Origin of the sequence: Allorhizobium ampelinum S4, assembly GCF_000016285.1 — a bacterium.
Taxonomy (GTDB): Bacteria; Pseudomonadota; Alphaproteobacteria; order Rhizobiales; family Rhizobiaceae; genus Allorhizobium; species Allorhizobium ampelinum.
Genome location: NC_011981.1, coordinates 173,379 through 200,176, shown reverse-complemented (window position 1 = coordinate 200,176; position 26,798 = coordinate 173,379). Strand labels below are relative to the sequence as shown.

The 26,798-nt window shown below is 55.3% G+C and carries 24 protein-coding genes and 2 pseudogenes; 8 read left to right on the top strand and 18 right to left on the bottom strand.

The genetic code is table 11. The annotated features are described in order from the left end of the window. Window positions 1-156 precede the first annotated feature (156 nt). A pseudogene (locus tag AVI_RS31965) lies at window positions 157-282 on the bottom strand (transposase); the annotation flags it as partial. Between AVI_RS31965 and AVI_RS30835 the strand changes: the two are divergent. Continuing rightward, window positions 268-488 (top strand): annotated as a pseudogene (locus AVI_RS30835) (IS5/IS1182 family transposase); the annotation flags it as partial. The pseudogenes AVI_RS31965 and AVI_RS30835 sit on opposite strands and share 15 nt — an antisense overlap. Window positions 489-1,477: 989 nt before the next feature. Here AVI_RS30835 and AVI_RS26650 read toward each other — a convergent pair. The 12 genes from AVI_RS26650 to AVI_RS26595 all read right to left on the bottom strand — a co-directional run bounded on the left by AVI_RS26650 (window position 1,478) and on the right by AVI_RS26595 (window position 12,151). Beyond that, entirely contained in the window at window positions 1,478-2,131 is a 654-nt protein-coding gene (locus tag AVI_RS26650) for a methionine ABC transporter permease (protein ID WP_015918367.1), read from the bottom strand. Then, window positions 2,112-3,266, bottom strand: coding sequence for a methionine ABC transporter ATP-binding protein (locus AVI_RS26645; RefSeq protein WP_015918366.1), 1,155 nt, complete (start codon window positions 3,264-3,266; stop codon window positions 2,112-2,114). Before AVI_RS26645 ends, AVI_RS26650 begins: the two co-directional genes overlap by 20 nt. Beyond that, a complete protein-coding gene (locus tag AVI_RS26640; protein ID WP_015918365.1) occupies window positions 3,257-4,057 on the bottom strand; it encodes a MetQ/NlpA family ABC transporter substrate-binding protein in 801 nt (266 codons plus the stop codon). Before AVI_RS26640 ends, AVI_RS26645 begins: the two co-directional genes overlap by 10 nt. 159 nt (window positions 4,058-4,216) lie before the next feature. Then, window positions 4,217-4,870 carry a methionine ABC transporter permease gene (locus tag AVI_RS26635; RefSeq protein ID WP_041699727.1) on the bottom strand — a complete coding sequence of 218 codons (654 nt, stop codon included), beginning with the start codon at window positions 4,868-4,870 and terminating at the stop codon, window positions 4,217-4,219. Continuing rightward, window positions 4,863-5,930, bottom strand: coding sequence for a methionine ABC transporter ATP-binding protein (locus tag AVI_RS26630; protein ID WP_015918363.1), 1,068 nt, complete (start codon window positions 5,928-5,930; stop codon window positions 4,863-4,865). The genes AVI_RS26635 and AVI_RS26630 overlap by 8 nt, the downstream gene beginning before the upstream one ends. Window positions 5,931-6,007: 77 nt before the next feature. Next, the gene (locus tag AVI_RS26625) at window positions 6,008-6,838 is read right to left on the bottom strand and encodes a MetQ/NlpA family lipoprotein (RefSeq protein ID WP_041699723.1); all 831 of its coding nucleotides are present in this window, start codon (window positions 6,836-6,838) and stop codon (window positions 6,008-6,010) included. Between the two features lie 309 nt (window positions 6,839-7,147). Continuing rightward, window positions 7,148-7,909, bottom strand: a complete 762-nt coding sequence (locus AVI_RS26620; RefSeq protein ID WP_015918361.1) for an amino acid ABC transporter ATP-binding protein — start codon at window positions 7,907-7,909, stop codon at window positions 7,148-7,150. Continuing rightward, window positions 7,906-8,586 carry an amino acid ABC transporter permease gene (locus AVI_RS26615; protein WP_041699988.1) on the bottom strand — a complete coding sequence of 227 codons (681 nt, stop codon included), beginning with the start codon at window positions 8,584-8,586 and terminating at the stop codon, window positions 7,906-7,908. Before AVI_RS26615 ends, AVI_RS26620 begins: the two co-directional genes overlap by 4 nt. A 102-nt stretch (window positions 8,587-8,688) precedes the next feature. Beyond that, window positions 8,689-9,462 (bottom strand): amino acid ABC transporter substrate-binding protein, encoded by a 774-nt coding sequence (locus tag AVI_RS26610; protein ID WP_015918359.1) that lies wholly within the window; start codon window positions 9,460-9,462, stop codon window positions 8,689-8,691. A gap of 109 nt (window positions 9,463-9,571) precedes the next feature. Continuing rightward, a complete protein-coding gene (locus tag AVI_RS26605; protein ID WP_015918358.1) occupies window positions 9,572-10,309 on the bottom strand; it encodes an ABC transporter ATP-binding protein in 738 nt (245 codons plus the stop codon). Further along, window positions 10,309-11,157, bottom strand: a complete 849-nt coding sequence (locus AVI_RS26600; protein ID WP_015918357.1) for an ABC transporter permease — start codon at window positions 11,155-11,157, stop codon at window positions 10,309-10,311. The genes AVI_RS26605 and AVI_RS26600 overlap by 1 nt, the downstream gene beginning before the upstream one ends. Before the next feature lie 25 nt (window positions 11,158-11,182). After that, the gene (locus AVI_RS26595; RefSeq protein WP_015918356.1) at window positions 11,183-12,151 is read right to left on the bottom strand and encodes an aliphatic sulfonate ABC transporter substrate-binding protein; all 969 of its coding nucleotides are present in this window, start codon (window positions 12,149-12,151) and stop codon (window positions 11,183-11,185) included. 745 nt (window positions 12,152-12,896) lie between these two features. Here AVI_RS26595 and AVI_RS26590 point away from each other — a divergent pair. The 5 genes from AVI_RS26590 (at window position 12,897) to AVI_RS26570 (ending at window position 18,991) form a co-directional block, all read left to right on the top strand. Next, window positions 12,897-14,066: an LLM class flavin-dependent oxidoreductase gene (locus AVI_RS26590; RefSeq protein ID WP_015918355.1), complete on the top strand. Its 1,170-nt coding sequence runs from the start codon at window positions 12,897-12,899 to the stop codon at window positions 14,064-14,066. Between the two features lie 85 nt (window positions 14,067-14,151). Beyond that, window positions 14,152-15,345, top strand: coding sequence for a M20 aminoacylase family protein (locus AVI_RS26585; protein WP_015918354.1), 1,194 nt, complete (start codon window positions 14,152-14,154; stop codon window positions 15,343-15,345). A gap of 48 nt (window positions 15,346-15,393) precedes the next feature. After that, the gene (locus AVI_RS26580) at window positions 15,394-16,986 is read left to right on the top strand and encodes an ABC transporter substrate-binding protein (protein WP_041699986.1); all 1,593 of its coding nucleotides are present in this window, start codon (window positions 15,394-15,396) and stop codon (window positions 16,984-16,986) included. A gap of 53 nt (window positions 16,987-17,039) precedes the next feature. Then, entirely contained in the window at window positions 17,040-17,378 is a 339-nt protein-coding gene (locus tag AVI_RS26575; RefSeq protein ID WP_015918352.1) for a DUF3088 domain-containing protein, read from the top strand. A 17-nt stretch (window positions 17,379-17,395) separates the two neighbouring features. Beyond that, complete coding sequence (locus tag AVI_RS26570; protein ID WP_015918351.1) at window positions 17,396-18,991, top strand: ABC transporter substrate-binding protein; 1,596 nt, start codon at window positions 17,396-17,398, stop codon at window positions 18,989-18,991. A gap of 165 nt (window positions 18,992-19,156) precedes the next feature. Here AVI_RS26570 and AVI_RS26565 read toward each other — a convergent pair whose 3' ends face one another. The 5 genes from AVI_RS26565 to AVI_RS26545 all read right to left on the bottom strand — a co-directional run bounded on the left by AVI_RS26565 (window position 19,157) and on the right by AVI_RS26545 (window position 23,860). Then, on the bottom strand, window positions 19,157-19,348 hold the full coding sequence (locus tag AVI_RS26565; protein WP_041699718.1) for a hypothetical protein: 192 nt from the start codon (window positions 19,346-19,348) through the stop codon (window positions 19,157-19,159). A 412-nt stretch (window positions 19,349-19,760) separates the two neighbouring features. Next, window positions 19,761-21,095: an LLM class flavin-dependent oxidoreductase gene (locus AVI_RS26560; protein WP_015918350.1), complete on the bottom strand. Its 1,335-nt coding sequence runs from the start codon at window positions 21,093-21,095 to the stop codon at window positions 19,761-19,763. 18 nt (window positions 21,096-21,113) lie between these two features. Further along, entirely contained in the window at window positions 21,114-22,115 is a 1,002-nt protein-coding gene (locus AVI_RS26555) for an LLM class flavin-dependent oxidoreductase (RefSeq protein WP_015918349.1), read from the bottom strand. Between the two features lie 36 nt (window positions 22,116-22,151). Continuing rightward, a complete protein-coding gene (locus tag AVI_RS26550; RefSeq protein ID WP_015918348.1) occupies window positions 22,152-23,177 on the bottom strand; it encodes an LLM class flavin-dependent oxidoreductase in 1,026 nt (341 codons plus the stop codon). Window positions 23,178-23,233: 56 nt separating this feature from the next. Then, window positions 23,234-23,860, bottom strand: coding sequence for a GNAT family N-acetyltransferase (locus AVI_RS26545; RefSeq protein ID WP_015918347.1), 627 nt, complete (start codon window positions 23,858-23,860; stop codon window positions 23,234-23,236). 253 nt (window positions 23,861-24,113) lie between these two features. Here AVI_RS26545 and AVI_RS26540 point away from each other — a divergent pair, with 253 nt between their 5' ends. After that, the gene (locus AVI_RS26540; protein ID WP_015918346.1) at window positions 24,114-25,115 is read left to right on the top strand and encodes an LLM class flavin-dependent oxidoreductase; all 1,002 of its coding nucleotides are present in this window, start codon (window positions 24,114-24,116) and stop codon (window positions 25,113-25,115) included. Window positions 25,116-25,183: 68 nt separating this feature from the next. Further along, complete coding sequence (locus AVI_RS26535) at window positions 25,184-26,779, top strand: ABC transporter substrate-binding protein (RefSeq protein WP_417884146.1); 1,596 nt, start codon at window positions 25,184-25,186, stop codon at window positions 26,777-26,779. Window positions 26,780-26,798 lie beyond the last annotated feature (19 nt).

The following is a 26,798-nucleotide window of genomic DNA, read 5'->3' as shown; positions in this document are numbered from 1 at the left end:
CTCGGCACGGTGTTGATTTCCGAACTACATTAATATTTTTGATTGAGTTGAGGATGCCGGCGGTCGCGTACCGATGAGCTCTCTTTGGATTGAGGACTGGCAATGGCACCGTAAACTTATCAGCCTATGGTCAAAGGATGGCAGGGAGGCACGGCATCAGGCTACTTTGAGATGAGCGACCTCGCTCCACATCTGCATGGCCATTGCTTGTAGGTCACGATGGTGGACAGATGGAATGTCGTGCCGGGGAACGTTAAAGAGGTTGGCGATCGGATCGACGATGAGATCGACCAGTTCACTGCTGATGGAGCTTATGATGGCTATCCAACCTACGACGCAGTTTTCCGTCACAGCCCAGGCGCAAGGGGCGTTATTCCACCGTGCTCGAAGGCAGTTAAACGGCCCAACATCCAAGCATCCTGCCAGAGAGACGACCACTTAGCATCATACAGGTACATGGTCGGCTGAAATGGCAGGCATCGACCGGCTAGGGTAAACGAATGTCAATCGGCGCGGGAAGTTGCCCCATATCGGCGTCTAATATTGGCTCTGACGCAATTTTGGTGGTCAAGGACAGAAAAGCACGCCAAGTCTCTGTTGCCAAAGTCCGCGCCGCGAGCATTCAGGTTTCGCGTTTTAAACTGCTGTAAAACCTGATTCCGAGGAGACGTGCCCTGATCGCTGTAGGATCAAGAGACGTTAGGAGGCACAGCTTTCCAGGTCGCATTGCCCAACCGCATCGGGTTTAGATGAAACTCGATATATCGAGGATTGGTTGAGCTGAAGCGTGCTTGGACTGGGTCTATATGGGCTTCCAGCCAGTGGGTTTGGCGCTCGAAGATGCTAAATCAGGCAAAAACAAAGGAGTCCGAGCTTGGATCATGCGAGTGATCCGACACGTCGAGATATAAGAGATGCAGCGAAATCCCGTGAAACGAAAAAGCGGACCGCATGCGGACCGCTAGAATTCGGTAAGCCGAGTGAAACAATCGTTCAACGCATCGACGGATCAACGCTCTCGACTATGACCAACAAATATCTTCTGCGTGCTGGCTTTTCAAGGGGCGGCCCCGTATGCGAGAGAGCCTGACAAAGAACTAGGATTTATGGTCCAGACTGCCGTCATTCTAAGGCGTCAAAAAAATAGGGCCATCGGAAAACCGAGGCCCTTGAAGTGTGAAGGTTAAAACCTCCAGAGGGGAACAGCTGATGCGATAGCACTGGTAGAAGGCCATCGCGTGCATCAGCTATGGGATTTATGCCTAGAATATAGGCGGTGCGCAAACAAAAATTGTGCAATGCACCTATGCGTGAAACGGCAGGATCATCGAACGCCCGGAATTCGCGGTTCACGTCGCATGTGAGCCCGATGGGTTTAAGGATGAAGTCCGACTTGTGAATGATTTGTCAATCGCGAAGACGGTTCGATGGCACACACCATCTGTTTATATAATAATACTCTCGCTTTGAGCCGACGTTACTGCGCCTGCAAGCGACGGACGATGAGGTCTCCAGTAAACTGGACAAGGCAGACCGTGGCAATTAAAACGATGATCACTGCAATCATCACTGTGGTATCAAACCGTTGATAGCCATAGCGGATGGCCATATCGCCAAGCCCGCCTGCACCCACGGCTCCGGCCATGGCTGAAGCCCCGATCATCGTTACAATAGTGATGGTAAAACCGCCTACCAGACCGGGCAAGGATTCGGTCAACAGCACATGACGAATAATATGCCAGCGGCGACACCCGATGGCCTGCGCGGCTTCAATCAATCCATGATCCACCTCGCGCAAACTGACTTCGGCAATGCGGGCAAAAAAGGGCGTGGCACTGATCGACAGTGGCACGATGGCGGCCCATACGCCGATGGTGGTACCCGTGACCAGCCGAGTAAAAGGCAATAATGCCACCATCAGGACGATGAAAGGTGTGGCGCGAAAGCCGTTGATCAGCGCACCCAGTATCCGGTTGGTGCGCGGTGCCTCAATCAACCCACCGGGCGAGGACAGCACAAGGAAAACCGCAAGCGGAATACCAACGACAAGTGCAAACAGCGCCGAGATCCCCACCATGGTGATGGTGTCCAAAAAGGCGCGGCCCAAGCGTTCATACATCAGTGGTGACATAGCCCAATATCCTTGCAGAATGCGCCAGAGCCTGAATCAATGGGGACGAAACATCCGGTGGATTGGCGGCGATGATCAACACCTGACCCTGTACATGGCCCTGAATGCGATCCAGATTGCTTTGAACAAGACGGCTGCCCGGACCAAATGCGGCACTGATGGCACTGAGATCAGGCTCCAGGCCGCCCTCACCGGTATAGGATAATTCAACCACGGCCCGACCATCACCACCGACCTCAAGACGCGATGCGAGATCGGCCGGCAGACCGCGTTGAAGCGGCTCCAGCAAGGCCTTGGTGGCTTCGTGGCTGGGCTTGCCAAAAATCTGCCAGACGCAACCCTGCTCGGCAATCTCACCCTGTTCCAGCACCAGCACCTGATCGCAGATTTCGCGGATCACGCTCATTTCATGGGTGATCAAGACGATGGTAAGCTTGAGGCGCTGGTTGATGTCTTGCAAAAGCCTGAGGATCGAAAGGGTGGTTTCCGGGTCGAGCGCCGATGTTGCTTCATCGCACAGCAGAATCTCCGGCCTGCTGACAAGGGCGCGGGCGATACCAACACGCTGCTTTTGTCCACCGGATAGTCGGGACGGATAGGTGGCTTCCTTGCCTTCAAGACCCACCAGTTTCAGCACATCCGCCACACGCTGGTTGATATCATGACGCTCCACCCCCGCCACCAAAAGCGGGAGTGCGACATTGCCCCACACCGTCTTGGCGGACAGCAGATTGAAATGCTGAAAGATCATACCAACGCGGCGGCGAAGGCCCACCAACTGATCATCATTGAAACCGGCAATATCGTCACCATCCACCAGCACGCGACCGCCCGTTGGCCGCTCCAACCGATTGATGGTGCGCAACAAGCTGGATTTGCCGGCACCGCTGCGGCCGATAATGCCAAAAATACTGCCCGCAGGCACGTTAACAGAAATATCTTTCAAGGCATGAACAGGCCCGGTCGATGAGGTGTAAATCTTGGAAAGGTTCTCGAACACGACCGAGCCAGTGCCCTGCAGCGCTAGACTTTTCTGAGGTGCAGCGGAAGCCCGGGTTGCGGCGGTGGCGGAGCCATTCAACCCCGCCTTGCTCGCATCAAGCTGATCAAGCAGCACGGTGGTCACTACTGCCATGCCAGCGTGTAAAGCTTGCGATCATTGCCGAACGCCTTATCGATTGCAGCTTTCACGGCATCGGAGTGCTGATAGATGTCCACCAATTTCTTCAAGGCTGGACTATCGGCCTTGTCCTTTCGTGCGGCAAAGACGATGGCGAACTGCTTGTCATCCACGCCGGAATAGATCAGACCGGAGCTGGGATCAAACGCCTTGGCGGCGACAATAAAGTGAGGATAGCCAAGGGCTAGATCGACATCGCGAGTGATGCGGGCCAGTTGAGGACCTTCCACTTCCGTGAACGTGACGTGTTTTGGGTTGTCGACGATATCGTCGAGCGAACCCTTGAACCCGACACCATCTTTCAGCTTGATCAGCCCGCCTTTTTGCAACAGCAACAGACCACGGCCCTGATTGACCGGGTCATTGGCAATGGCAACGGTTGCGCCATCCGGCACGCTGGCAAAATCCTTGTATTTCAGAGAGTAGATGCCGATATTGGCAAGGGTACCAATGCCCGCAGGCACAATATCATAGCCGCGCTGCGCCACCGCATTGTCCAGAAATGGCTTGTGTTGGAAATAATTGACATCAATATCGCCCGCCTGAAGGGCAATGTTCGGGGTGGTCCAATCACTGAACTCCACCACCTGCACATCCAGACCGGCGGCTTTTGCTTCTGGCACCAGCGCCTCGATGGAATCGGCATAGACGCCGGGAACAACCCCCACCTTGATGGTTTCGGCATACGCATTGCCAGACAGTGCAATCAGTGCGGCTGCAAGCAGCGTTTTAACTTTGAATGTCATGACACCCCCTAATTTCTATTAGGACATAAATCTAATAGATTTAGTTGTTTTTAGGAGGCGTCTCGTACTCATCTGCGGGAACAAAGGAGAAAATCTTTCTGCCGCAAGCGGAAAGCAACCGGCACGCCGTGTGCAAACCCTCTTGCGGCATCGTGATTTTTATCGTCTGTCCAGTTGTGCAACCAATCGATCACCCAGCCATTGGATACCGCAGACAAGGATGATCAGCACAATAACCACGGCAATCATCACCGTTGTTTCGAACCGCTGATAGCCATACCGAATGGCCAGATCGCCAAGCCCACCGGCACCAATCGCGCCCGCCATGGCGGATGCGCCGATGAGGGTGACAAGTGTGACGGTAAAGCCGGAAATAATACCGGGAAGCGCTTCAGGGACCAGAACTTCGCGGATGATGGTCCAGCGATTGCCACCCATGGCGCGCACCGCTTCGATCAAGCCGCGATCCACCTCCCGCAACGACACTTCGGCAATGCGGGCATAATAGGGCGTGGCCGCGATGGCCAGCGGTACAATCGCCGCCCAGGTACCAAGCGCTGTGCCAACTATCAACCGGGTCAACGGGATGAGCGCCACCAGCAGAATAATAAACGGAATGGAGCGAAAGGCATTGACCACGGCTCCAAGCACGCGGTTGATCCATAGATGTTCGGCAATGCCACCCTTTGCCGTCACCACCAGCGCCAGACCAAGCGGCAGGCCAGCCACCAGCGAAATCAGGCCAGAAGCAACGGTCATCAGCACCGTTTCCCAGAGAGCACTGAGGAGAAGGTCAATCATCACATCAGACATAGCCAAGGACCTCCACACGGGCATGATGGGATTTCAACTGGGTCTGAAGCTTTTGCAGCAGGGCCAGATCGCTGGCGGGAACTGTCAGAAACAACCGAGCAACAACCTGGGTTTGAATATGCTCAACACCCCCTTGCACCAGCCGGACGCCATTCTCAAAACTGTCGGCGAGATCGGCAAACAGCCTGCCTTGGGCATAATCTCCAGCGAGATCGATGCTTAAAACAACAGTTTCCCCCGGTTCCGAGCGGAGCCTTGCGGCCAGATGGCCGGGCAGTTGCGGCCGATTGCCCGAAAGCAAGCTCTTGGTGATCTCGGCTTGCGGATTGGCAAAAACCGACCAGACATCGCCTTGCTCGACAATCCTTCCGGCATCGATCACGGCAACCCGGTCGGCAATCGAGCGCACCACATCCATCTCATGGGTGATCAGCACAATCGTCAGGCCAAGCTTTTTGTTGATATCCTTCAACAAGGCCAGAATCGAGCGGGTGGTTTCCGGATCAAGCGCCGAGGTCGCCTCGTCCGACAGCAGCAGGGCAGGCCGTGCGGCAAGGGCGCGGGCAATGCCAACCCGTTGTTTTTGCCCGCCGGAGAGGGCAGCAGGATAGGCCTTGGCCTTATCGCTCAAGCCCACCAGTTCCAGCAGATCGCGCGCGCGGGCCAGGCGTTCTGCCTTTGCCACGCCTTCGATTTTCAGCGGCAGCGCCACATTGACTTCTACGGTTTTGGCGGAAAGCAGATTAAAATGCTGAAACACCATGCCAATACGTCGGCGCAAGGGCTGCAATGCCTGCTCCGCAAGGCCAACAATGTTACGGCCCTCAATGCGGATTTCGCCGCGATCAGCCTGTTCCAACCCATTCAGGCAGCGGATCAAGGTGGATTTACCGGCACCGCTTCGCCCGATAATGCCGAGAATTTCGCCTTTGCGGACATCGAGCGAAATGCCGTCCAACGCAATGGTGCCGCCAAAGCGACGATGGACATCGGTGAGTTCAACAACTCTGTCGGGATCAGGAACGGGTGTTGCTTGCGCAAACAATGGCTGACTGTTCATACACTATCACTCCAAACGGGCGAAGGCGGCGGAGCCAAAAGCCTCGCCGCCTCACCACTAAAACGCCTTTTCAATGATCAATAGGCAACGATGCCGGTGCCTTTGTAGACCTTGTCAAACACGGCCTTGACCGTATCGTTCTGGTAAGAGGCCACCAGCGTCTTGACCCACGCCTCATTTTCCTTGCCCTGTTTGACTGCAATGAAGTTACGGTACGGGTTGTCAGCCGTTGGCTCCTGCGCAATGCGGTCGGCGGGTGAAAGACCTGCCTTCAGCGCCCAGTCGGTATTGACGACGGCGGCATCAAGGTCATCAATGGCGCGGCCAACAATGCCCGCATCCAATTCCTTGATCTTGATGGATTTCGGATTTTCAGTGATATCGGCAATGGTTGCCAAAATGCCCGTGCCATCCTTCAGCTTGATCAAGCCCTGATTTTGAAGCACGCGCAGCGCACGGCCTTCGTTGGAAGGGTCGTTGGGGACGCCGATCTGCGCACCCTTGGGAAGGTCCGCAACCGCCTTGTATTTCTTGGTGTAGAGGCCGATGGGCCAGACGCCCGTATAGCCAACCGGCGTGATGTGGTAGCCGTGCTGCTTGATCTGGTTATCCAGATAAGGCTTGTGCTGGAAGGCATTGGCGTCGATTTCACCGCGCTCGAGGGCCTCATTCGGCTGGGTGTAATCGTTAAACACCACGGTCTTGATTGTCAGGCCCTTCTTGGCGGCTTCCTGCGCCACTGCGCGCCAGACATCTTCATCTTCGCCGCTGACGATGCCGACCTTGATCACCTTATCCTCGGCGTGAGCCCGCAATGCACCGGTGCCAGCGGCCACTGCCAGCGCCATCAAAGCTGCCAGACCCGCTCTGCGCGACAGAGATGGTGTGTTTCCGAATATTTTTGTCATTGTTGTCGTCCCTTGATGGAAGAAGTCATCGCTCCGATACAACCAACAATGACAGAGTCATCTTCAGGACGCTAAGGCGATAAAACCATTTTTTGCACTGCAAAAGAAATAGGCTTTTGCACAATTTCATTCCTCAAGAACAATAATCTATTGTTTTTGTGGATTAATTGAATTCGGCAATGAAAGGGAGGCAATTCGCATACACCTCAACGTCTTGAGCGCGTCAACCGTAGACCGAGCCTCATAAATCAACAGGCGCCCCTGAAATACGGAAAGCATCGGACAGAAAATACGAATCGGCACGATGCTCTAGATGTCGTAGCTATGTGCGGCATTGATCGTGGAGATGAAACGCTTTGTGCGGTCCTGTTGCGGGACCGTGAAGATATTTTTCGCACTGCCGGTTTCAACGACGCGACCTGCTTCAAGGAAAACAACATCGTTGGCGATCTTTGAGGCAAGCCGGAGATCATGCGTGGCAATGACCATGGTGGTCCCCTCCCCGGCCAATCGGCTCAACACATCCACAACCTCTGCCGCAAGTTCCGGATCCAGTGCCGATGTTGGCTCGTCACACAATAAAACACGCGGCGACGGTGCTAAGGCTCTGGCAATGGCAATGCGTTGCTGCTGGCCACCAGACAAAGTGGATGGCCAGGCATCCGCTTTGTGGGCCATGCCCACCTTGTTCAGCAGCTCAATGGCGCGCTGACGCGCTTTTTCCTTTGGCCATTTCAGCACGGTGACCAAGCCTTCCATCACATTTTCGATGGCTGTTTGATGCGGAAACAATTGAAAATTTTGAAAAACCATTCCGGTCTGGCGGCGAATTTTCTGAATGGATTGCCAACCGTTTTTTTGTCCGGGTGCAAATGTCAGACTTGCTTCGCCGATTTTAACGGTGCCGATTGTCGGGATTTCCAGCAAATTGATGCAGCGCAGCAACGTGCTTTTGCCACCTCCGGACGGTCCGACTAGCGCCGTAACATTTCCTTCCGGGATGCGCAGGTTGATATCATTCAGGATAACAGCCTCACCGAAACGCTTTTCGATATTGGAGAGCTCGATCATGCGTTGGACTCCATCATACCGCCATAGCGGGCAAAGCGACGCTCCAACCGCACCTGCACTGTCGAGAGCACAGAGCACAGGGCAAGATAGATCAATGCCGCTTCGATATAGAGGATCAGTGGTTCATAGGTGGTGGCGACAATGCGTTGAGCCGCCTGAAACAGTTCTGGCACGGTAATGGCGGCAGCGAGCGACGTATCTTTCACCAGAGAGATGAACGTGTTGGACAGCGGCGGCACGGCGACACGAGCCGCTTGCGGCAGGATCGTGCGCAGCATGGCTTGACGCCAGCTCATACCAATCGAATAGGCCGCTTCCCATTGTCCCTTCGGCACGGAGGAGATGACAGCGCGAATGATTTCAGAACTATAGGCCCCTATGTTCAGCGTGAAGCCGATGAGCGCCGCTGGAAAGGCATCCAGCAAAATACCAATGCTTGGCAAGCCGTAGAAAATTACAAAAAGCTGGACAAGTAGAGGGGTGCCACGAATGACCCAAACATAAAAGCGGGCAATCGCCGCCACCGGTTTCGCTCCGAACAGCCGGCCGATGGCCGTAACAAGCCCAAGTGTCAAGCCGAACGTGAAGGAAAGTATCGTTAGCGGAATGGTAAACACCAACCCTGCCCACAGAAGAGGGACAAGCGAATCCACCATCAATTGAATCCAGTGCGGCAAAGACATCTTCCTCAAAAGAGATGCGCCCGGCAGACAATCCCGCCGGGCGCTCTTCACGTGAATATAGGGCGGTTTAAACGATATCCAGCTTTCTACAAAACGCTATTTGGAGACGTCTTGACCGAAATACTTCTCAGAAATCTTCTGATAAGTGCCATCGGCTTTGATGTCAGCCAGCGCCTTGTTGATGGCGGTCAGCAATTCGGGCTCCTGCTTGCGAATGATCACGCCGGAATAATCGGCATCGCTCTGCTGGGCGACGACCTTCACCGGCGCATCTGGCTTGTGCTTCTTGAAGTCGAGGAAAGACAGGCTGTCATTGATCGTGGCATCGGCACGACGCGTCAGCACGAGTTGAATGGACTGATCAAACCCATCGGTACCAACCAGTTCCGCACCCGACTTTTCAGCGAGCTTTCCAAAATTGCTGCTGAGAGATTGCGCCGATTTTTTGCCCTTCAGATCAGCAAAGTCCTTGATATTATTGTCATCACTGCGGACGATCAGAACGGCTTTTGAGGCGATATAGGGGTCCGAAAAATCATATTTCTGTTTGCGCGTCTCGGTAATGCCCACTTGATTGATCACGGTATCATAGCGCTTCGCATCGAGACCGGCGATCAATCCATCCCATTTTCCTTCCACGAACTCGGCTTTAACACCAAGTTTGGCGGCAATGGCTTCTCCGATTTCCACGTCAAAACCAACCAGCTTGCCACTCTCATTGTGATAGGTGAATGGCGCATAAGTGCCCTCGGTACCGATCTTGAACACGCCAGCCGATTTGATGGTTGCGAGATTTTCACCTGCATGAGCGGGCAAGAGTAAAGCAGCCTGCAGCAATGCTACGGTGGCAAGAGATTTAAGCAGTTTCATATCGGTGATGCGTCCTTATTGGCGATAACCGATAATCGCAGAAATCACATCGAAAATACGAGCATAAAACTGCGCGAGAAATAAGCAATTGCAAATATTTTTCTCATTTTCACGCAAATGCCATGGAATGGTTCAAAGCACTCTTCAATCTCTGTTGGTAAGGAACAAGATAGTCCATGCCGTGCTCCCGGCGCATTGGTAAATCGATGTGGATTTCCTCGGAAATTCGCCCAGGCCGGGGCTTCATGACAATGACCCGGTGGGCAAGCGCGATAGCCTCGTCAATGTCATGGGTCACAATCACCATGGTTGCCTGGGTCGCCTGCCAAATGTCGAGGAGGTGCTGTTGAAGTCGGCCCCTTGTCATGGCATCGAGAGCCGAAAACGGCTCGTCCAACAACAACACTTCAGGACGTGTGACGAGCGCGCGGGCAAGAGCGACGCGCTGGGCCTGACCGCCAGACAACTCCTTTGGCCAACGGTTGCCATAGCCATTGAGGTGAACCGTCTCAAGCACCTCTGCGATGCGGCCCTTGCGCTCTTGGCTATCCAGATGCCGGATTCCGAAGCCGATATTATCGGTAACACGCAACCAGGGCAGCAATCGTGGTTCCTGAAAAATCAAATTGATCAGCGGATGCGGCCTTGTGATGAGGTCATTGCGCAAGTGCACGCCACCCGAGGTTGGTTGGTCCAGTCCGCTGATCAGCCGCAGCAATGTACTCTTGCCACAGCCAGAACCGCCCACTATCGCCAGAATCTCGCCCGCATTGACATCAAAACTGACGTTGTCCAGCGCTTGAGCGCCATTCGCATAGGTCTTGCCAAGATGGGTGACAGACAACATCACAGCCGATCCCCACCATAGGCATCCTGCCAGCGCAGCAAAGGTGCCGTGAGGGCCACCAGCAGCGCATCAGAAAGTTTGCCAATCACAGCAAAGGCAAGAATTGCCGCGATGATCTGGTCGGGCTTACCCAATTGCTGCCCATCAACCAACAGATAGCCCAGCCCTTCCGAAGCGCCCATGAATTCGGCTGCCACCACAAACATCCAGCCAAGACCAAGCCCGGCCCTGAGCGAAACGACAAAGCTTGGCAGCACCGCAGGAAACAGGATGCGCCAGACAAGCTCCAGATTGGACAGCCGAAAGATCTTTCCAACCTCAACAATCTTGCGATCAACCTCACGCAAAGCCGTTGAAATACCAAGGTAGACCGGGAAAAACACGCCGGTGGCAATCAGTACAATTTTGGATGTTTCAAAAATCCCGAACCAGAGAATGAAAAGCGGAACCCAGGCGATGGATGGAATAGCCCTGATCGCCTGAAGGCTAGGGTCCAGCAGCCGTCGTAGAGTGGTGAAATATCCCGTTAGAGCGCCTATGAGCGTACCCGCAGCCGCGCCTGAAACAAAGCCAACCAGAACACGCAATGAGCTTGCCACCAGATGGTGCGCAAGCTCGCCCGTGATTGTAAGCTGCCAAAGCGTTTCCAAGATGCGTGAAGGTGCCGGAATGAGCCGACCAGAGGCCCAACCGAAACGAACAGCGAGTTCCCACAGCACAAATCCGGCCAGTGGCAATATCACGCTTGCAGCAGCACGGTAGAGACCTAGCCTGTAGCCACTGAAGGAGGAGGCTTTCGGCACGGCTTTGCTTTCATCCTGCCGGATCGTTTCAAAAATCGCTACCATAAGGCCTCGTTCACATCGCCCGTTTCTATTGTCCAAGACCGGAGCTGAATTGCGGATCAATCAGCCCGTCAACAGCCTTTGCGACATCCACCTCGGCACCGATGACGCCAGCCTTTTGCAAAGCGACACCCGCTTGGAAAATGGTGTCGCGCTGGGCTGGTCCAATCTGCGATGATGACAGATCTGTGCGTTCAAGCTGTTTGGCAATCACAGGTCCCGGCAGCTTGGCAGCTTCTTCCAATGCCACTTTCAAGGCATCAGGATGGGCAATCGCCTCCCGGCGTGCCTGATCGTAGACAGCCAGAACCCGCTTGACCAACGCGGGATGCTCCTTGGCAAACTCTTCCCGTGTGTTTAACACGCCCCATGTATTGTCTTGCGGCTTGCGGTAGAAAAGAACCGCGCCGTTCTCGACCTCAGCCGAGGCCATCAATGGATCAAGGCCTGCCCAGGCATCGACATCGCCGCGCAGCAGCGCAAGCTTTCCATCGGCGTGTTGCAAGAGAACAAGCTTTACGTCTTTTTCGGTCAAACCGGCATCGGCCAGCGCGCGCACCAGAAAGATATGTGGATCGGTGCCACGCGTGACCGCAATTGATTTCCCCTTGAGGTCAGCAGGCTTTGTGATGCCCGTTTCCGCCCGGGTCACCAGAGCGGTCCATTCTGGCTTTGAGTAGACATAGACCGATTTGATGGGATTGCCGTTGATCTTGCCGATCAGGGCAGCAGCCCCCGCTGTGGAGCCAAAATCGATCGACCCGGCATTGAGAAACTCGAGCGCTTTGTTGGAGCCAGCCGACTGCACCCAACGAATGGAAATGCCGTCCTTGGCAAATTCCTTTTCCAGCAAGCCTTGCTTTTTCAAGATCAGACTGACCGGATTATAGGTTGCCCAATCCAGCGTAATCTCCTTGGGATCTGCCGCAAAAGAAGACACCGTTCCAAAAGCCAGTAAACAAGCCGTTGCGATTAGCCGCTTCAATATCCGCCCCATATTATCCCCCGTGTTGCGCCGCTTGGCATTTTTCTTTTCCAAAACATAAGGATAGGTGGCGATTGGACGGAACAGAAGAAAAACCCATCTGATTCTATGGAAAATATAGAAAAAAGTTGCCGCACTTGGCGCTCAAGTTAATTGATCGTTGTCAAGCGCTGTCGCCGCGCTGCTTTATCCTCGGGTAATAGCTGATAAATTTACCGGCTTGGCGGCTTCATGGTGTCTTCAATCCTGAATGATCAACCAGGCTCCGCCATGATACGGATTTGACACGCCTCGCCATAATTTTGATCGTTCGTTTCCAATCACGCCACGGTCATGTGCGGCATAATTCAGTGGCCCAAACATGAATTCCAGCGGCGCAGCAAGCGCACGTGCCGAGCCCTTCAAGACAGATCGCGGAAAAAATTGATCGCCCCATGGCTCCCAATTGGGAGTTATATTTCTCAATAAGCTGCATTTAGTACATAAATTCTATATATTATATCATTTTTTAAATACCCTTTTCGCTTGAGATTAAAGCCGGGACATACAGCCTTGAGTATTTTGTCAGCAAGCCAAGACGCCCAACCGCAAGCCGTTTCATACATCCAAGACCAGGCTCCACCACCACTTTCTGGTGTGGACAAGCTCGGCTGGGTCAAAACAGGTTTGCCCGCCAGCAGGCCATCCGCAGCCCCCCTTCCCATGGCGAGGAATTTGCCACCCTGCCTGGTTGGCCGAAAGAAACAGGAGAAACCACATGGCACTAATCGCTGAAAGCGCAAAAGAACCCGATTTGAAAGGTCCGCTGGATTTTGAAAACAGCCCCCTCAGCCGGGCAGTGCGCCAACCATTGATGTTGGGCCTGTTTCTCAATTTGCAGGATATCAATTTTTCCAGCCTGCCCACCAGCAATAGCTGGACCTTTGATTACAATGCCGAAGTGGTGAAAAAGGCCGATGCGCTGGGCTTTGAAATTGCCTTCAGCCGCACCCAATGGCTGCCCAAAGGCGGCTATGACGGCGAGGCATCGCTGGACAGCTTTATTGCGCTGGGGGCCATGGCAGCCATCACCACCAATATCCTGCTGATCTCCACCATCCATGTGCTCTATGGCCCGCTGCACCCACTGCATCTGGCCAAATATGGCGCAACGCTGGATCATATCGCCAAGGGGCGCTGGGGCATCAATATCGTCACCGGACACCGTGCTATTGAGCATGAAATGTTCGGCTGGCAGCGCATTGAGCACGACAAGCGCTATGACATGGCATCTGAGCTGTTCCATGTGCTGAATCGCCTCTGGAGCGAGACCGAGAACTTCTCCTATGAAGGCAAACTCAACCCCTGGGCCGTCAACAACGGCTGGATCACGCCGAAGCCTGAATTTGGCAGGCCGCCTTTGGTCACCGCCACCGGCTCACCAGCCGGGATCGATTTTGCCGCCCGCCATTCCGATCTTGTCTTTGTGACCTCGCCGGGCGGCGCGCATATTGAGAGTGCGTTGGAAACCCTGCCCGACCATATCGCCGCCATCAAAACCCGCGCCGCCTCCTATGGTCGCCGGGTCAAAACCATCATCAACCCGATTGTGGTGAGCCGCGATACTGAGGCAGAAGCCTTCGCCTATGCCGACGCAATTGAGGCAGGCAAGCCACAACAAGGCACCCGTGCCTTTGCCACCAACAATTATGAAAGCGATGCCCATGCATGGCGTGGCCGTGGCGATCCGCGCCACAAGCAAGGCCGCAATCTGGGTGGCAATATTGAAATCATCGGCTCACCGGAACAGGTGGTGGACCAATTGCTGGCCCTGCACAGGGCCGGAATTGATGGCATTCAGCTGAATTTCTACGATTTCCGCGACGATCTCGATTATTTTGCGGAACGCATTTTGCCGCTGTTGAAACAGGCCGGGTTGCGGCTCTGAACGGCAATGTCATTCATCAGCCACGGGCGCAAGCGTCCTTGGCCCTCGCCCATTTTATCAAGCCCCTTCATCCAAGGATAGATTTGTGACCTCCTCTCCAGACCCACTACCGTCTCCACATGTGATTGATCGCATAGCCAGCTATACACCAGAGCTGACAGCTATCCGCCACGACATTCACCAGCACCCGGAAATCGGGTTCGAAGAGGTCCGAACGTCAGGCATTGTCGCCGAAAAGCTCACCTCATGGGGCATTGAGGTGCATCGCGGCTATGGCAAAACCGGCGTGGTGGGACGCTTGCGCGGCAAACACGCTGGCAACCGCTCCATAGGGCTGCGCGCGGATATGGATGCCCTGCCGATGCCAGAGGAAACAGGGCTGCCGTTTGCCTCCGTCTATCCCGGCAAGTTTCACGGCTGCGGCCATGATGTGCACACCACCATCTTGCTGGGCGCGGCCCGCTATCTGGCAGAAACCCGCGATTTTGCGGGCACGGTCACCTTCATTTTTCAGCCCGCCGAGGAAGGGCTTGGCGGCGCGAGGGCGATGATTGCTGATGGTTTGTTCAAGGATTTTCCGGTTGATGAAATCTATGGGCTGCACAATTCATCCTATTCTCCACCCAATCACTTGAGAGTATCGCCGGGTGCCGCTATGGCCGGGGCCGATTTCTTTGATATCACCTTGCGCGGCAAGGGTGCGCATGCTGCCCATCCCGATTTGGGGCGTGATCCCATTCCGGCCGTTGGTGAGTTGATTCAGGCCCTACAAACCATTGTGAGCCGCAATGTTCCGCCCACCGATCCTGCCGTGTTGTCGATCACCCGGATTGAAGGCGGATCAGCCTATAATGTCATTCCCGAAACCGCCTCGATTGCCGGAACGGTACGGGCCTTTTCCGATGAGGTGCGGCAAACCATTCGCACCCGCATCACCGAAATTTCCAATCACATTGCCGCCGCTCACGGGCTGACAGCCACGGTGGATATTCGCGACATTTTCTCCGTGCTCACCAACAATGACACAGCAGTTGAGGCTGTGGTGTCTGTTGCCCGCGAGGTGCTGGGGGATGCACGGGTCTCCACCCAACCCTATCGCACCATGGGCAGCGAGGATTTCGCCGACTTGCTCAAGCACGCCCCCGGTGCGTTTTTCACCCTCGGCCACAGCGGCACGGTGCCCGCCCACAATCCCGGCTTCATTGTTGATGATGCCATTCTGCCCGTCGGGGCAACCCTGTTTTCCCGGCTGGTGGAAAGCAGGCTGAAGGCCGCCTGATCAAAACAAACCCTTTCAAAAACACAATAAATGAGGACACCCATGACCATCACCCTAACCCGCCGCAAGGCTTTGTTGCTCGGTGCCGCCCTTGGTGGCTCAACCCTGTTGCCAGCCTTTGGCTTTGCCGCTGACACCTCGAAGAAAGGCGGCATTGCCACCTTTGTGGCCGTGGGCGAGCCAACAACGCTGGTGCCTTTGTCTGACACCAACACCAGAACCCGCGCCATCTCCACCAAAATCCTCGAAGGTTTGGTGCGGTTTGATAGCAGTTTCAAACCCCATCCGGTTCTGGCCGAATCCTGGGAGCTGTCCGCCGATGGCTTGCGCTTCACCTTCCGTCTGCGCAAGGGCGTGAAATGGCATGATGGCAAGGATTTCACCTCAGCCGACGTGAAGTTTTCGCTGCTGGCCTTCAAGAAAGTAGGCCCGCGTGGCCGTGTGACCTTTGCCAATGTATCGGATGTGGAAACGCCGGACACGTTGACCGCCGTTGTGGTGCTGGCCAAGCCAGCCCCCTATCTGCTGCGCGCTTTGACGGGAGGCGAAACGCCAATCCTTCCCGCCCACGCCTACGCCTACGCCACGGACAATTATGCAGAAAGCCCCAATGGCAATGCGCCGATTGGCACTGGTCCCTTTGTGTTTGAAGAATGGAAGCGCGGCAGCTACGTAAAACTCAAGCGCAACCCGAATTACTGGCAGGCGGGCCTGCCGCATCTGGATGGTTTCGTGGCCCGGTTTGTGGGCGATGGCGCTGCCGCCTCGATTGCGCTTGAAACCGGCGAGGCCGATTACAGCACGGATGTATCCTTCAACGATATTGAGCGGCTGAAGCAGAGCAAGACCCTGACGGTGGATATCTACACCGACGCCTATCTCAATAATGCTCAGGTGTTTGAGTTCAATCTCGACAACCCGATCCTTGCCAAAGCAGAGGTGCGCCATGCGCTGGCCCATGCCATTGATCGCAATTTCATCATTGATGCGATTTTCTACGGCACGGCGAAACCAGCCTTTTCCAACATTCCGGCGGTGTTCAAAGACTATAACGACGAAGCGCCATTCCAATACGAGTTCGACCTCAAAAAAGCCAATGAACTGCTGGACAAGGCCGGACATCCGAAGGATGCCAATGGCATCCGTTTCTCCCTGCGGCTGACCTATATTCCCGGCGATAGCTTCAAGAAAACCGCTGAATATTTCCGCTCCACCTTCGGCAAGCTCGGCGTGAAGATCGAGATTGTCGATGGCGATCTCGCCACCTTTATCAAGCGCGTTTACACCGAGCGCGGTTTTGACATCAACCTCAATGGCATCAGCCGATTGTTTGACCCCACGGCAGGCGTGCAGCGCCTCTACTGGTCGGATGGCATCAAAAATATAGCACCCTATGTCAATGCCGCTCATTATAACAATCCGAAGGTGGATGACCTTTTTCGCGCCGCTGCCATTGAAGTGGATGAGAAAAAGCGCGACGAGGAGTTCAAGGAAATCCAGAAAATCACCGGTGCGGACCTACCGAATTTCTCGGTCATTGCCCTTCCCACGGTGATTGCCCGCAACAAGCGCATCCAAAATCTGGTGACCACCATCGACGTGGCATACAGCGACCTCGCAGAAGCATGGAAGGACAGTTGAGCGGATAAGCGCAACACTTCGGATCAATCCCCCTCTCATCTGTGATGGACATCATGGCTCAAGATATACTTTTCCTGCTCTCTCCCGGCTTTGAAGATGCAAAACACCCCAGCACACGCTTTGTCTGCCCATCTTGCAACCAGATTGAGGGACTGCTGCGCAGCTTCCCCGATCTGGCGGCGAAACTGACCATTCACCGCGTAGATTTTCCACGCCCACGCCAAGAGGTGATCGCCGTTGTCGGTGAGGACCATCAGGGCCTGCCGCTGCTGGTGTTTGGTGAAAACCCGCCAGAGGATGCCACAACTTATAGTGACACCCACTTTATTCAGGACACAAAACGCATTCTGACGCTGCTGGCGGAACGCCACGGCTTTCCGCAACTGCACTGACCGGAGGAGGCGAAGACATGACGCTCACCAGACGCGACTTTCACCGCATTGCCCTTGCCGCAGGGGCCTTCACGGCGCTGCCCGGCGGGGCCTTTGCCGCCGCAGAAGAGCCAATTTCCGGCGGAACGCTGAAGATTGTTTATTTTCCCGAGCCAACCCAGTTGGTGGCCATCAACACCAGCTCGGGCGGTGCGCAATTCATCGGAGCCAAAATTTTCGATGGTTTGCTGACCTATGATTACGACCTGACGCCCAAACCAGCGCTGGCCAAGGAATGGAGCATTTCACCTGACGGTAAGACCTATATCTTCCATCTGCGCCCCAATGTAACCTTCCATGATGGCAAGCCGTTGACATCGGCGGATGTCGCCTTTTCGATTTTCCGCCTCAAGGAAGCCCATCCGCGGGGACGGGCTATTTTTGCCACCGTGGAAAGCATTGATACCAGCGATCCGCTGGTGGCAAAGCTCATCCTTTCCAAGCCGACGCCAGCGCTGATCACCGCCCTGTCTGGCTCTGAATCACCCATTGTGCCAAAGCACATTTTCGAGACCTTCAAGCCCACCGAAAATCCAAAGCCGCAGCAGATTATTGGCAGCGGCCCCTTTGCGCTGAAGGAATGGGTGCCGGGCAGCCATATTCTGCTGGAACGCAATGCTGCCCATTGGGATGCGCCAAGGCCCTATCTCGACCGCGTTATTCTGAGGCTGATCAATGATGCCAGCGCTCGCTCGGCAGCCCTTGAAACCGGGGAGGCCGATATTGGTCCCAATCCGGTTCCGCTTTCTGATCTGGATCGGTTGAAAAGCGTTGCGACACTCAAGGTCGATGATCAGATCTATGCCTATGCGGGCCAGCAGAACCAGTTGGTGATCAATCTGGAAAACAGCTACCTGAAGGAGCAGAAAGTCCGCCAAGCCATTGCCCATGCCATCGATGTGAAGGCGCTGATCAACATCGTGCTCTATGGCTATGGCATCCCCTCACCCACGCCGATCAGCCCCGGTCTGGCGAAATTTCACAATCCCGATATTGGCTTTGCCAAATATGATGTGGCCTTAGCCGAAAAACTGCTGGATGAAGCGGGCTTTCGCCGTCAAGCAAACGGCAAGCGTTTCAAGCTAAGGGTCACGACCAACCCGTTTAATCCGGCGAGCTATTCAGACTTTATCGCACAAGCGCTGATCAAGATCGGCATTGAGGCGGATATTCAAAAATTCGATTTCGGCACCTATGTCAAAGTGGTCTATACGGACCGCGCCTGGGATCTTTCGGTGGAATCGCTCTCCAACACATTTGATCCCACCGCTGGCGTGCAGCGGGTCTATTGGAGCAAGAATTTCAAAATCGGCCTGCCCTTTTCCAACGCCAGCCACTACGAAAACCCGGAGGTGGACCGCCTGCTGGAAGCGGCTGCGGTGGAGCCGGACATTGAAAAACGCGCCCAATTGTTTAGGGATTTTCAGGTGATCATCGCCCGCGATCTTCCCGTGATCAATCTCGTTTCCCCCATCCAACCCGTGGTGGGCAACAAGCGCGTGCGCAATTACGCTTATGGCGCGGAAGGTCTGATTGGCAACCTTGCCTATGCCAGCCTTGCAAAAAACAGCTAAACATTGAGCAGGCCCCGACAAAGGGGCCTGTTTTTTTGCCCATTATCATGGTTTCGCACTGTCTTCTCAAATAGCATTACAGCGCCAGAACCATTCAAGGTTCGTGGCGCTGTCCTCGTTTATCCGGAAATCATTTTGACAATGGCTCTGGTGTAGCGGGTAAAATCAGGCTGCCAGAGCTTGGGACGCGTTCACATGCATGCGGATGGCCGCCTGCAAATCGCTGACCGATGGATAGACCCGATCATCCAGATCAATCACATGGAATTTAACGGCAATAAACCGCAGAAGATTACTGCTGTGCGGAACTGCGATTCCAACTGGAATGCCTTGGTATTCAATAACTTGTTTGCTCATGACGTGCCTCACGTGCCCCTGGGGCCGATAGTTGTTTACTCTGAACTTCGCTCTCGACGGCTCCGGCGCAGACAACAACAAGGAGAACAAACAGCCAGTGCCAGTGATGGGGCGCAACGTCGTGCTGTCATTTGAACGGTCATGGCAATCTCCTTTTTCTACTTAATTTATAGACTATTTCTTCAAATTCATCAATCCTAATAGGCACATATCCGCAAAATAAGTGCATAATTTCAACATTATGGCGACCATTAGAGCATACTATTCCCGATCAAGCCCGTAGCGGATAAATTCTGCTGTAAATTGGATGGAATGGCGAAAGGCATCCCATCCTTCCCTTCATGAAATTTCGACTGCCACAACTTCGATCGCGTATAGGATTGGAATTTGGGGTTTAGCAGAGTGCCCCGCCTCACGCCCGCAACGGCGCGATGGTCTCTCGTGTCGTGCTAACCGCGCCTGAATCAGCATGCGCACTCAAAGGAAGGTTCAGGCGTGCGCGCAGGCTATCTTCCGCATAATTGCTGCGGAAAACCCCTTTGTCTTGCAAAATCGGAATCACTTTTTCGACGAACTCGTCAAAACCACCCGGTGTGATATGTGGCGCGAAAACAAACCCATCTGCGGCATCTGATTGAACATAAAGGTCAATCTCATCCGCAATGGTCTGAGGTGTGCCGATAAAATGCTGGCGCGCCGTGACGCGGATGATCAATTCACGAATGCTGAGGTGATCGCGCTCGGCAAGTTCACGCCATTGCTGCGCGGTTTCAACGCGGCCCTTTGCATCCAGATTGTTGGCGCGCCCCTGTGCCAGTTTTTCGTCTGTCGTGTCTGGCTCAATGCTGGGCAGCGGACCGTCCGGATCATAGCTGGAAAGATCGTGGTTCCAGACCTGTTCCAGAAACACAATTGCCGTCTTTGGGCTGACCTGTTGCAGGCGAATAGTCCGCAGCTTGTCCTGTGCGTCTTCCAAACTATCGCCGATGATAAAATTCGCACCGGGCAATATCTTCAAGGCGTCGGGCTTGCGGCCGTATTTGGCCAGTCGCGCTTTCACATCCTTGTAAAAGGCTTGGCCTGCCTCCAGCGTTCCATGGCGAGAATAGATCAGATCGGCATGGCTGGCCGCCAGCTCGCGCCCCTCTTCTGAATCGCCCGCCTGCGCGATCACTGGTGCGCCTTGCGGCAGTGGCGCAAGGCTGGAGCGCCCCACCACATCGAAGTGTTTCGTATGATGCGTGAAATCTTCGCCCGCCCAGACGGCGTGGGAAATCTCGATAAACGCGCGCGCCCGTTCATAGCGTTCCTTGAAGGGCAGATGGTCGCCCCGGCGGAAATTGGCCCCGGTAAAGGCACCGGGCGAGGTCACCACATTCCATCCAGACCGACCACCGGAGAGCACATCCAATGTCGCAAGCTGCCTTGCCAGCGCATAGGGTTCATTGAAGGTGGTGGTCAGTGTGCCAATCAGGCCAACATGATTGGTGATGGATGCCAAGGCGGTCAGAATCGCCAGCGTATTGGGGCGGCCTGCCACATCCAGCTCGTGAAAACGCCCTTTCTGTTCGCGCAGGCGCAAGCCCTCGGCCAGAAAGATAAAGTCGAATTTCCCACGCTCCACCGATTGGGCAAAATGCTGGAAAGACGAAAACGCAATCTGGCTTCCCGCTGCCGGATCACTCCAGACGGTGAAATTGTTGACGCCCGGAAATTGCGCTCCGAGGATGATCTGTTTTTGGGCCATGAACTTATCTCTCTCAATTCAAGCAGCGGTGGCGGTGCGATTGATGGCTGTGGGCAATCCAAACCGGGCGCGTAGTGTGTTACCTGAAGGCTCGCGCACAAGACCTGCGCTCCCCAGGGCGGGCAATATCTCATGCAGCACATGGTCGATCTGCGTTTGGGGATCGGACAACACCAGACGCACAGCGCCAAATCCTGCTGTTGCCGTTTGCGTCAGCCGCTCAACGGCCTCCGCGCCGGACAAGGGAGTGGCACCCACGGCAATATCAGCGACCAGAACCGGCCCGGCTGTCGTGGAGCCGCCGTTAATCTGTGCCGCAAGCTCCGCAATCCGATCATTATCGCCAGACACGAAAACGACATCCGCCGCCTTTGCCAAGGCAATATCCTCCGTGCCTGTCCATGACACCGCCACCACTGGCTGGCCTTGTGGCGGGCGAGGCGTAATCGACGGACCAAGCACCCGGAAATTCGGGCTTTCAAAGTTGATATAATGCAGCTTTGCGCCATCCAGAAAGCGCTGGCTCACAGGATCACGGATCACCGTATCGTCTTCCCAACTGTCCCAAAGCCTGCGAATGACCTCACCGGCATCAATCGCGTCGCGATCAAGATCATGCGCGGCAATGGCGGGAAAGCCGTTTAAGCGTCCAATAGCGCGGCCTGCTTGCTCTGCCCTTGTCTGGTCGAGACGCTGATGCAAAAGCCCGGCCCGACCTTGCGTGACGTAATCCAGCGTGGCGATGGCGGTGGAGACATGGAAAGGCTCCAGAAAATTCACCGCAGCGCCAGCAATAATGCCAATTCTGTGACTGCGCGCACCAAGCCAATTGGCAAGCAGCACAGCATCCAACCCATCGTCGGCGCGGGCAAAGCCATCTTCCAGCGTCAGGAAGCTGGCTGCGCCATCGAGGCGTGCAATCAGCGCACGCCAGAACCCCTGCCAATCTGTTGGCCTGTTGCTGTCGCGGGCTGCGGCATCAACGCCAATGCCCAAGAGCAAAGGATGTGTCTGTGTCATGGTTTTGATCCAGTTTTCAATTGATGAGGGATTGCCTTAGCCAGCCGCGAGGCTGAGTTTCGATTTGCGCTTGCCCTGTGCCGGAATAAGCTGGGCAAAATCCTCAATGATCTGCGCATACTCCTCGGCATGAAAATCGTAAGGCAGTTCCAGCCGGAATTCCGACACCAGTGGCAGAACAGGATCACGCGACAAGATCTCGATAATCTCCGGCGTTGTGCCAACCACATCGGGCAGAATCAGCGTGCGGCGTGGGCCTTGGGGGGCATGGGTGCGCTTGTTGCGCTCCTCCACAAACTCCGCGTAGCGGCGGCGGGTTTCCGGGCTGGCGCTGTCGGTTGGCAAGATCACGCGCCCAAGGGCAACCCGCGGTGCGCGCTCGTGTTGCCAATTCTGGCGGAATGTCTCGATCAAAGCCCGCTGGGCAGTCAGAAAATCATCGGTCTGCTCACCGGTAATGATATTGCCGCTCAACAGATTGAAGCCGGTTTCCCCTGCCCAGCGGGCCGATTTCTGCGAGCCACCGCCGTACCACAAACGATCTGTCAGCCCAGGTGCCAGCGGCCTCACACGCGGAATTTGCGCACCGGCGGCATTGCCTGCCAAAGTTTCTTCCGAAAGGGGTTTTGATTGCAGGGCAAGGGCCAGTTTTTCGGCCCGTGCATGCGAATAATCAGTCTCGGGCGCCGCATCGGTAAACGGCGCAATCAGATGAGCAAAGGGTGGCGCGCCGACCGAAACGCCAACATTCAACCGCCCGCGTGACAGGCCATCCACAGTGGCTAGGTCTTCCGCCAAACGAAACGGATTTTCATAGCCAAGCTGGATCACCGCCGTGCCAAGGCCAATGGTGGATGTGCGCTGCGAAGCGGCGGCCAGAAAGGTTGAGGCAGAGGAAATACCGCGCTCCAGATGGCGCTGGCGCACCCAGGCGCTATCATAGCCCAGTTCTTCACCCAGTTCGAACAGGCGCAGCGTTTCTTCCAGCCCCTCAGCCGGGTTATCCTCCCGGTAGCTGCCGGGAATGAGAAAGGCAAAATGTTTGATATGGGAGAGAGGCATCATAGGGCTCCAGAGGAAATTCGATTGTCAGCTTGGCAGATGGGGTGCGTGGGCAATCAGGCCGCTGTGACTTCAAAGCGGGCAAGACGGGCCGTGATTTTGGCTTCCTGCGTGGCCTTCACCGCCTTCACACGGTCGGTTGCTTCATCAAAGGATGCGGCTGGCGGATAGATGGAGCTGGTTGCAGGCTGGCCAGCCTTGGTGCCGATATGCTTTTCAAACGGCAGTGAACGGTAAAGGGTTGGATCGGCTGCCACATCAAACAACGGACGATAGCCAAGAGAAATATAGAGCGCCGTGGCTTCCGGCTGGCGAAAGCCGGTGGAGAGATAGGCCCGCGTATAGCCAAGCTGGGCGGCTTTCTCTTCCAGAGCCAGCACGATCGTCCGTGCCAGGCCCTGACGGCGCAGTTCGGGATGGGTCCATATCCGTTTCAGCTCGGCAGTCTCATCATCGTGGCTCATGAAAGCCCCGCCTGCAATGGTCTTGCCATTGCGCTGGAGCAGCAGAAAATCACCCAGCGGCGGCGTAAAAATCGCTGCCGGATAGCGGAGTATCTCTGCCAAAGCCCCGCCAGCACGGCTATCGGCGCCATATCGTCCATCATATTCGCTCACCAGCCCGTCAATCAGCGGCTGCGCTGCCGGGTCCTGAAGTGAGGACCGGACAAGAATGTCAGTCATAGGGTGTCTCCGGTATCAAGAGTGTGCGCGACCGATCGTTTCGGGATGCCATCTCGGCCGCCGGTATCCCCTCGCCTGTGATGCAAATGTCGGTCGATGTTTACGCCTCAAGGATGCATCTTCAGGAAGCGCTTTGCACGCCACGATGTTTTATGCATGCCTTGAATATTGGAAGATCCTTGCTCGATTTAATAGTTTATAAAAAATATAGATTAACTCGTGTTATTATCTTCAAACCGGCACGGGAGGATGAATGTCCTACGCCCTCGGCTTTCTCGATAAGTCTCCGCTTGATGGCGCTGAAAGCGCAACCGCCGCCCTGCAACGCACGCTCGCTTTGGCCGAAAAGGCTGAAGAAGCGGGTTTTTCGCGCTTTTGGGTGGCCGAACATCACAATGCGGCCAAGCTCGCCAGTTCATCGCCAGAAGTGTTGATTGGCTTTCTCTTGGCGCACACGCGCCGAATTCGCATCGGTTCCGGCGGCGTGATGCTTCAGCATTACAGCGCCTATAAAGTGGCGGAAAATTTCAATCTTCTGGCGGCACTCGCGCCCGGTCGCGTTGATCTTGGCATTGGCAAGGCCCCCGGCGGCATGCCGCTTTCCACCCGCGCCCTGCAAGCTGCGTTCGATCCGGCCAAAAAGCCCTCGTTTGAGGCGCAACTGGAAGAGCTGGATGGTTTTCTGCACCACGATACCAATATTGAAGCTGATGCAGACCATCTTGCGGCCTTCCCCGCACCCGAAAAACCGGCAGAGCGTTTTCTTCTGGGTGCCAGCCCCGAAAGCGCAAAGCTGGCAGCCCGGCTTGGCTGGAATTTTGTCTATGCCGGGCACATCAACGGTGATGAGACCGCGATCCATGATGCCTTGAGCGCCTACCGGGCGGCGGGCGGTCCATCCGCGCTTTTGGCCGTCAGTGTGGTCGTGGCAAAAACTGATGCGTTGGCGGAAAGCCTGACAGGAGACATCCGCCGTTTCCGCGTGGAAATTGAAAGCGGTCAGGGCGTGAATGTCGGCAGCCGGGAACAGGCGCTGGACTATGTCCGCCAGACAGGCGCGCAGCAATATCGGATTGAGGAGCGCACACCGCGGGTTATTCGCGGCACACCAGCGCGGGTTCATGACGAGTTGGAGCGGCTGCATCGCAGCTATGGCATTGCCGAATTCATTGTCGATTGCCCGGTCTCCCAAGGCGCAAACCGGCTGGAAACCATTGAGCTGCTGGCAGGCGGGCGCAAAGCGCTCGCGGCCTGACACTGCACCCATAGAAATTCAGGATTTGCACCGTGGTTACAAGACGAGATTTTCTCGGTGGAACGGCGATTGTTGCCCTTTCCATCGTCACCAATTGGCAGAGTGCTCATGCGGCTGTACAGGATGCCCCCGTTCATGGTGGCACGCTGACATGGGGGGTGGAGTCGGAGCCATCAACGCTCAATCCGCATCTGAACGGTCAGGCGAAGGCCAAGCTGATTTTGCGCAACACCTATGAATCGTTGCTGGCCCGCACACCAGACGGCGGCTATGTGCCGTGGCTGGCAAAAGATTACGCTATCTCCGAGGATGGTCGAACCTACACCTTCACGCTGCGCGATGATGTGACCTTCAGCAATGGCGAGGCGCTGGATGCGGAAGCTGTTGCCCTCAATATTCTGAAGCTGAAAGAGCCGCTTTATTCCGGCAGCATCAGCGCAGGCCATGTGGCACGCATTTCCAGTGTCAAAGCCGTGGAACGTCATAAGCTGGTGATTACGCTGGATCGGGTTTACGCACCCTTTCTGGATGGCATCACATGGATTGATATTCTGGCCCCGAAATCCTTTGCGTCATCGCAATTGAAATCCGGTGGAGCGGAGGTTGCCGGAACCGGACCTTTCATCCTCGACAAATATATCAAGGGTCAGGAAATCAGTTTTGTCCGCAACCCGGCCTATAAGTGGGCACCCGCCACGGCGGCACATCAGGGACCAGCCTATCTTGATAAAGTGGTCTATCGCTTTCTCTCGGAATCGGCTGTGCGCAGTGGAGCGCTTACCTCCGGCCAAGTGGATGTGATTGAGGGCATTCCGGGCAATGACGCCGAATTGTTCAAGAACAATCCTGATTTTACCTATCAAAGCGCCATCAACACCGGCACGCCCTACACACTGTATTTCAACAGCACCAGCGGCCAGACAGCCGATGTGAGGGTGCGTAAAGCCTTGCAGGCCGCCATTGATGTCGATCGCACGATAAAATCGGTCTATCGCGGTGAGCGCCAGCGGGCCTGGGGTGTTCTGACCCCCGCCGATACGGATTTTTACGATAAAAGCATTGAGGGCAGCTATGGGTTTGACCCAAAACTGGCCAACAAGCTGCTGGATGAAGCCGGCTGGACCAGCCGCGATGCCGACGGCATTCGCACCAAGGACGGCAAACGGCTGACCATCGACATCATGCAATCGCAAGCGACGCTGCGGGATCAGCGCGACATTCTGCTTCAGGCCGTGCAGGCGCAGGCCCGGCAAAATGCAGGCATTGAGCTGACCTTGCAATATGTCGATTCCGGCACCTATGCCAACCGCGACAAGGATGGCCAATACGGCATATTGCCCAATTCCACCACGCTTCAGCAGAATGGCCTGACCATCTATTTCCACTACCTGCCACGGAACAAAGGCGGCTCAATCAATTACAGCCGCACCGAGGCCCCGGAAGTTGCGGCATGGCTCGACGAGGCCGCCTCGACGCTGGATGCCAAAAAGCGCTTCGAGATTTACGCCAAGCTGCAACGCTTTGTGCTGGTGGAGCAGGCCTATGGATTGCCGCTGTATGTTCCAGACGACGAGGTTGCGGCCTCAAACCGGGTCAAGGGCGTCGGCTTTCGTCCGTTCAGACGGCTTCCCGAAAACGCCTATGACATCTGGCTCCAAGGCTAAAACCCAAAAAAAGACAACC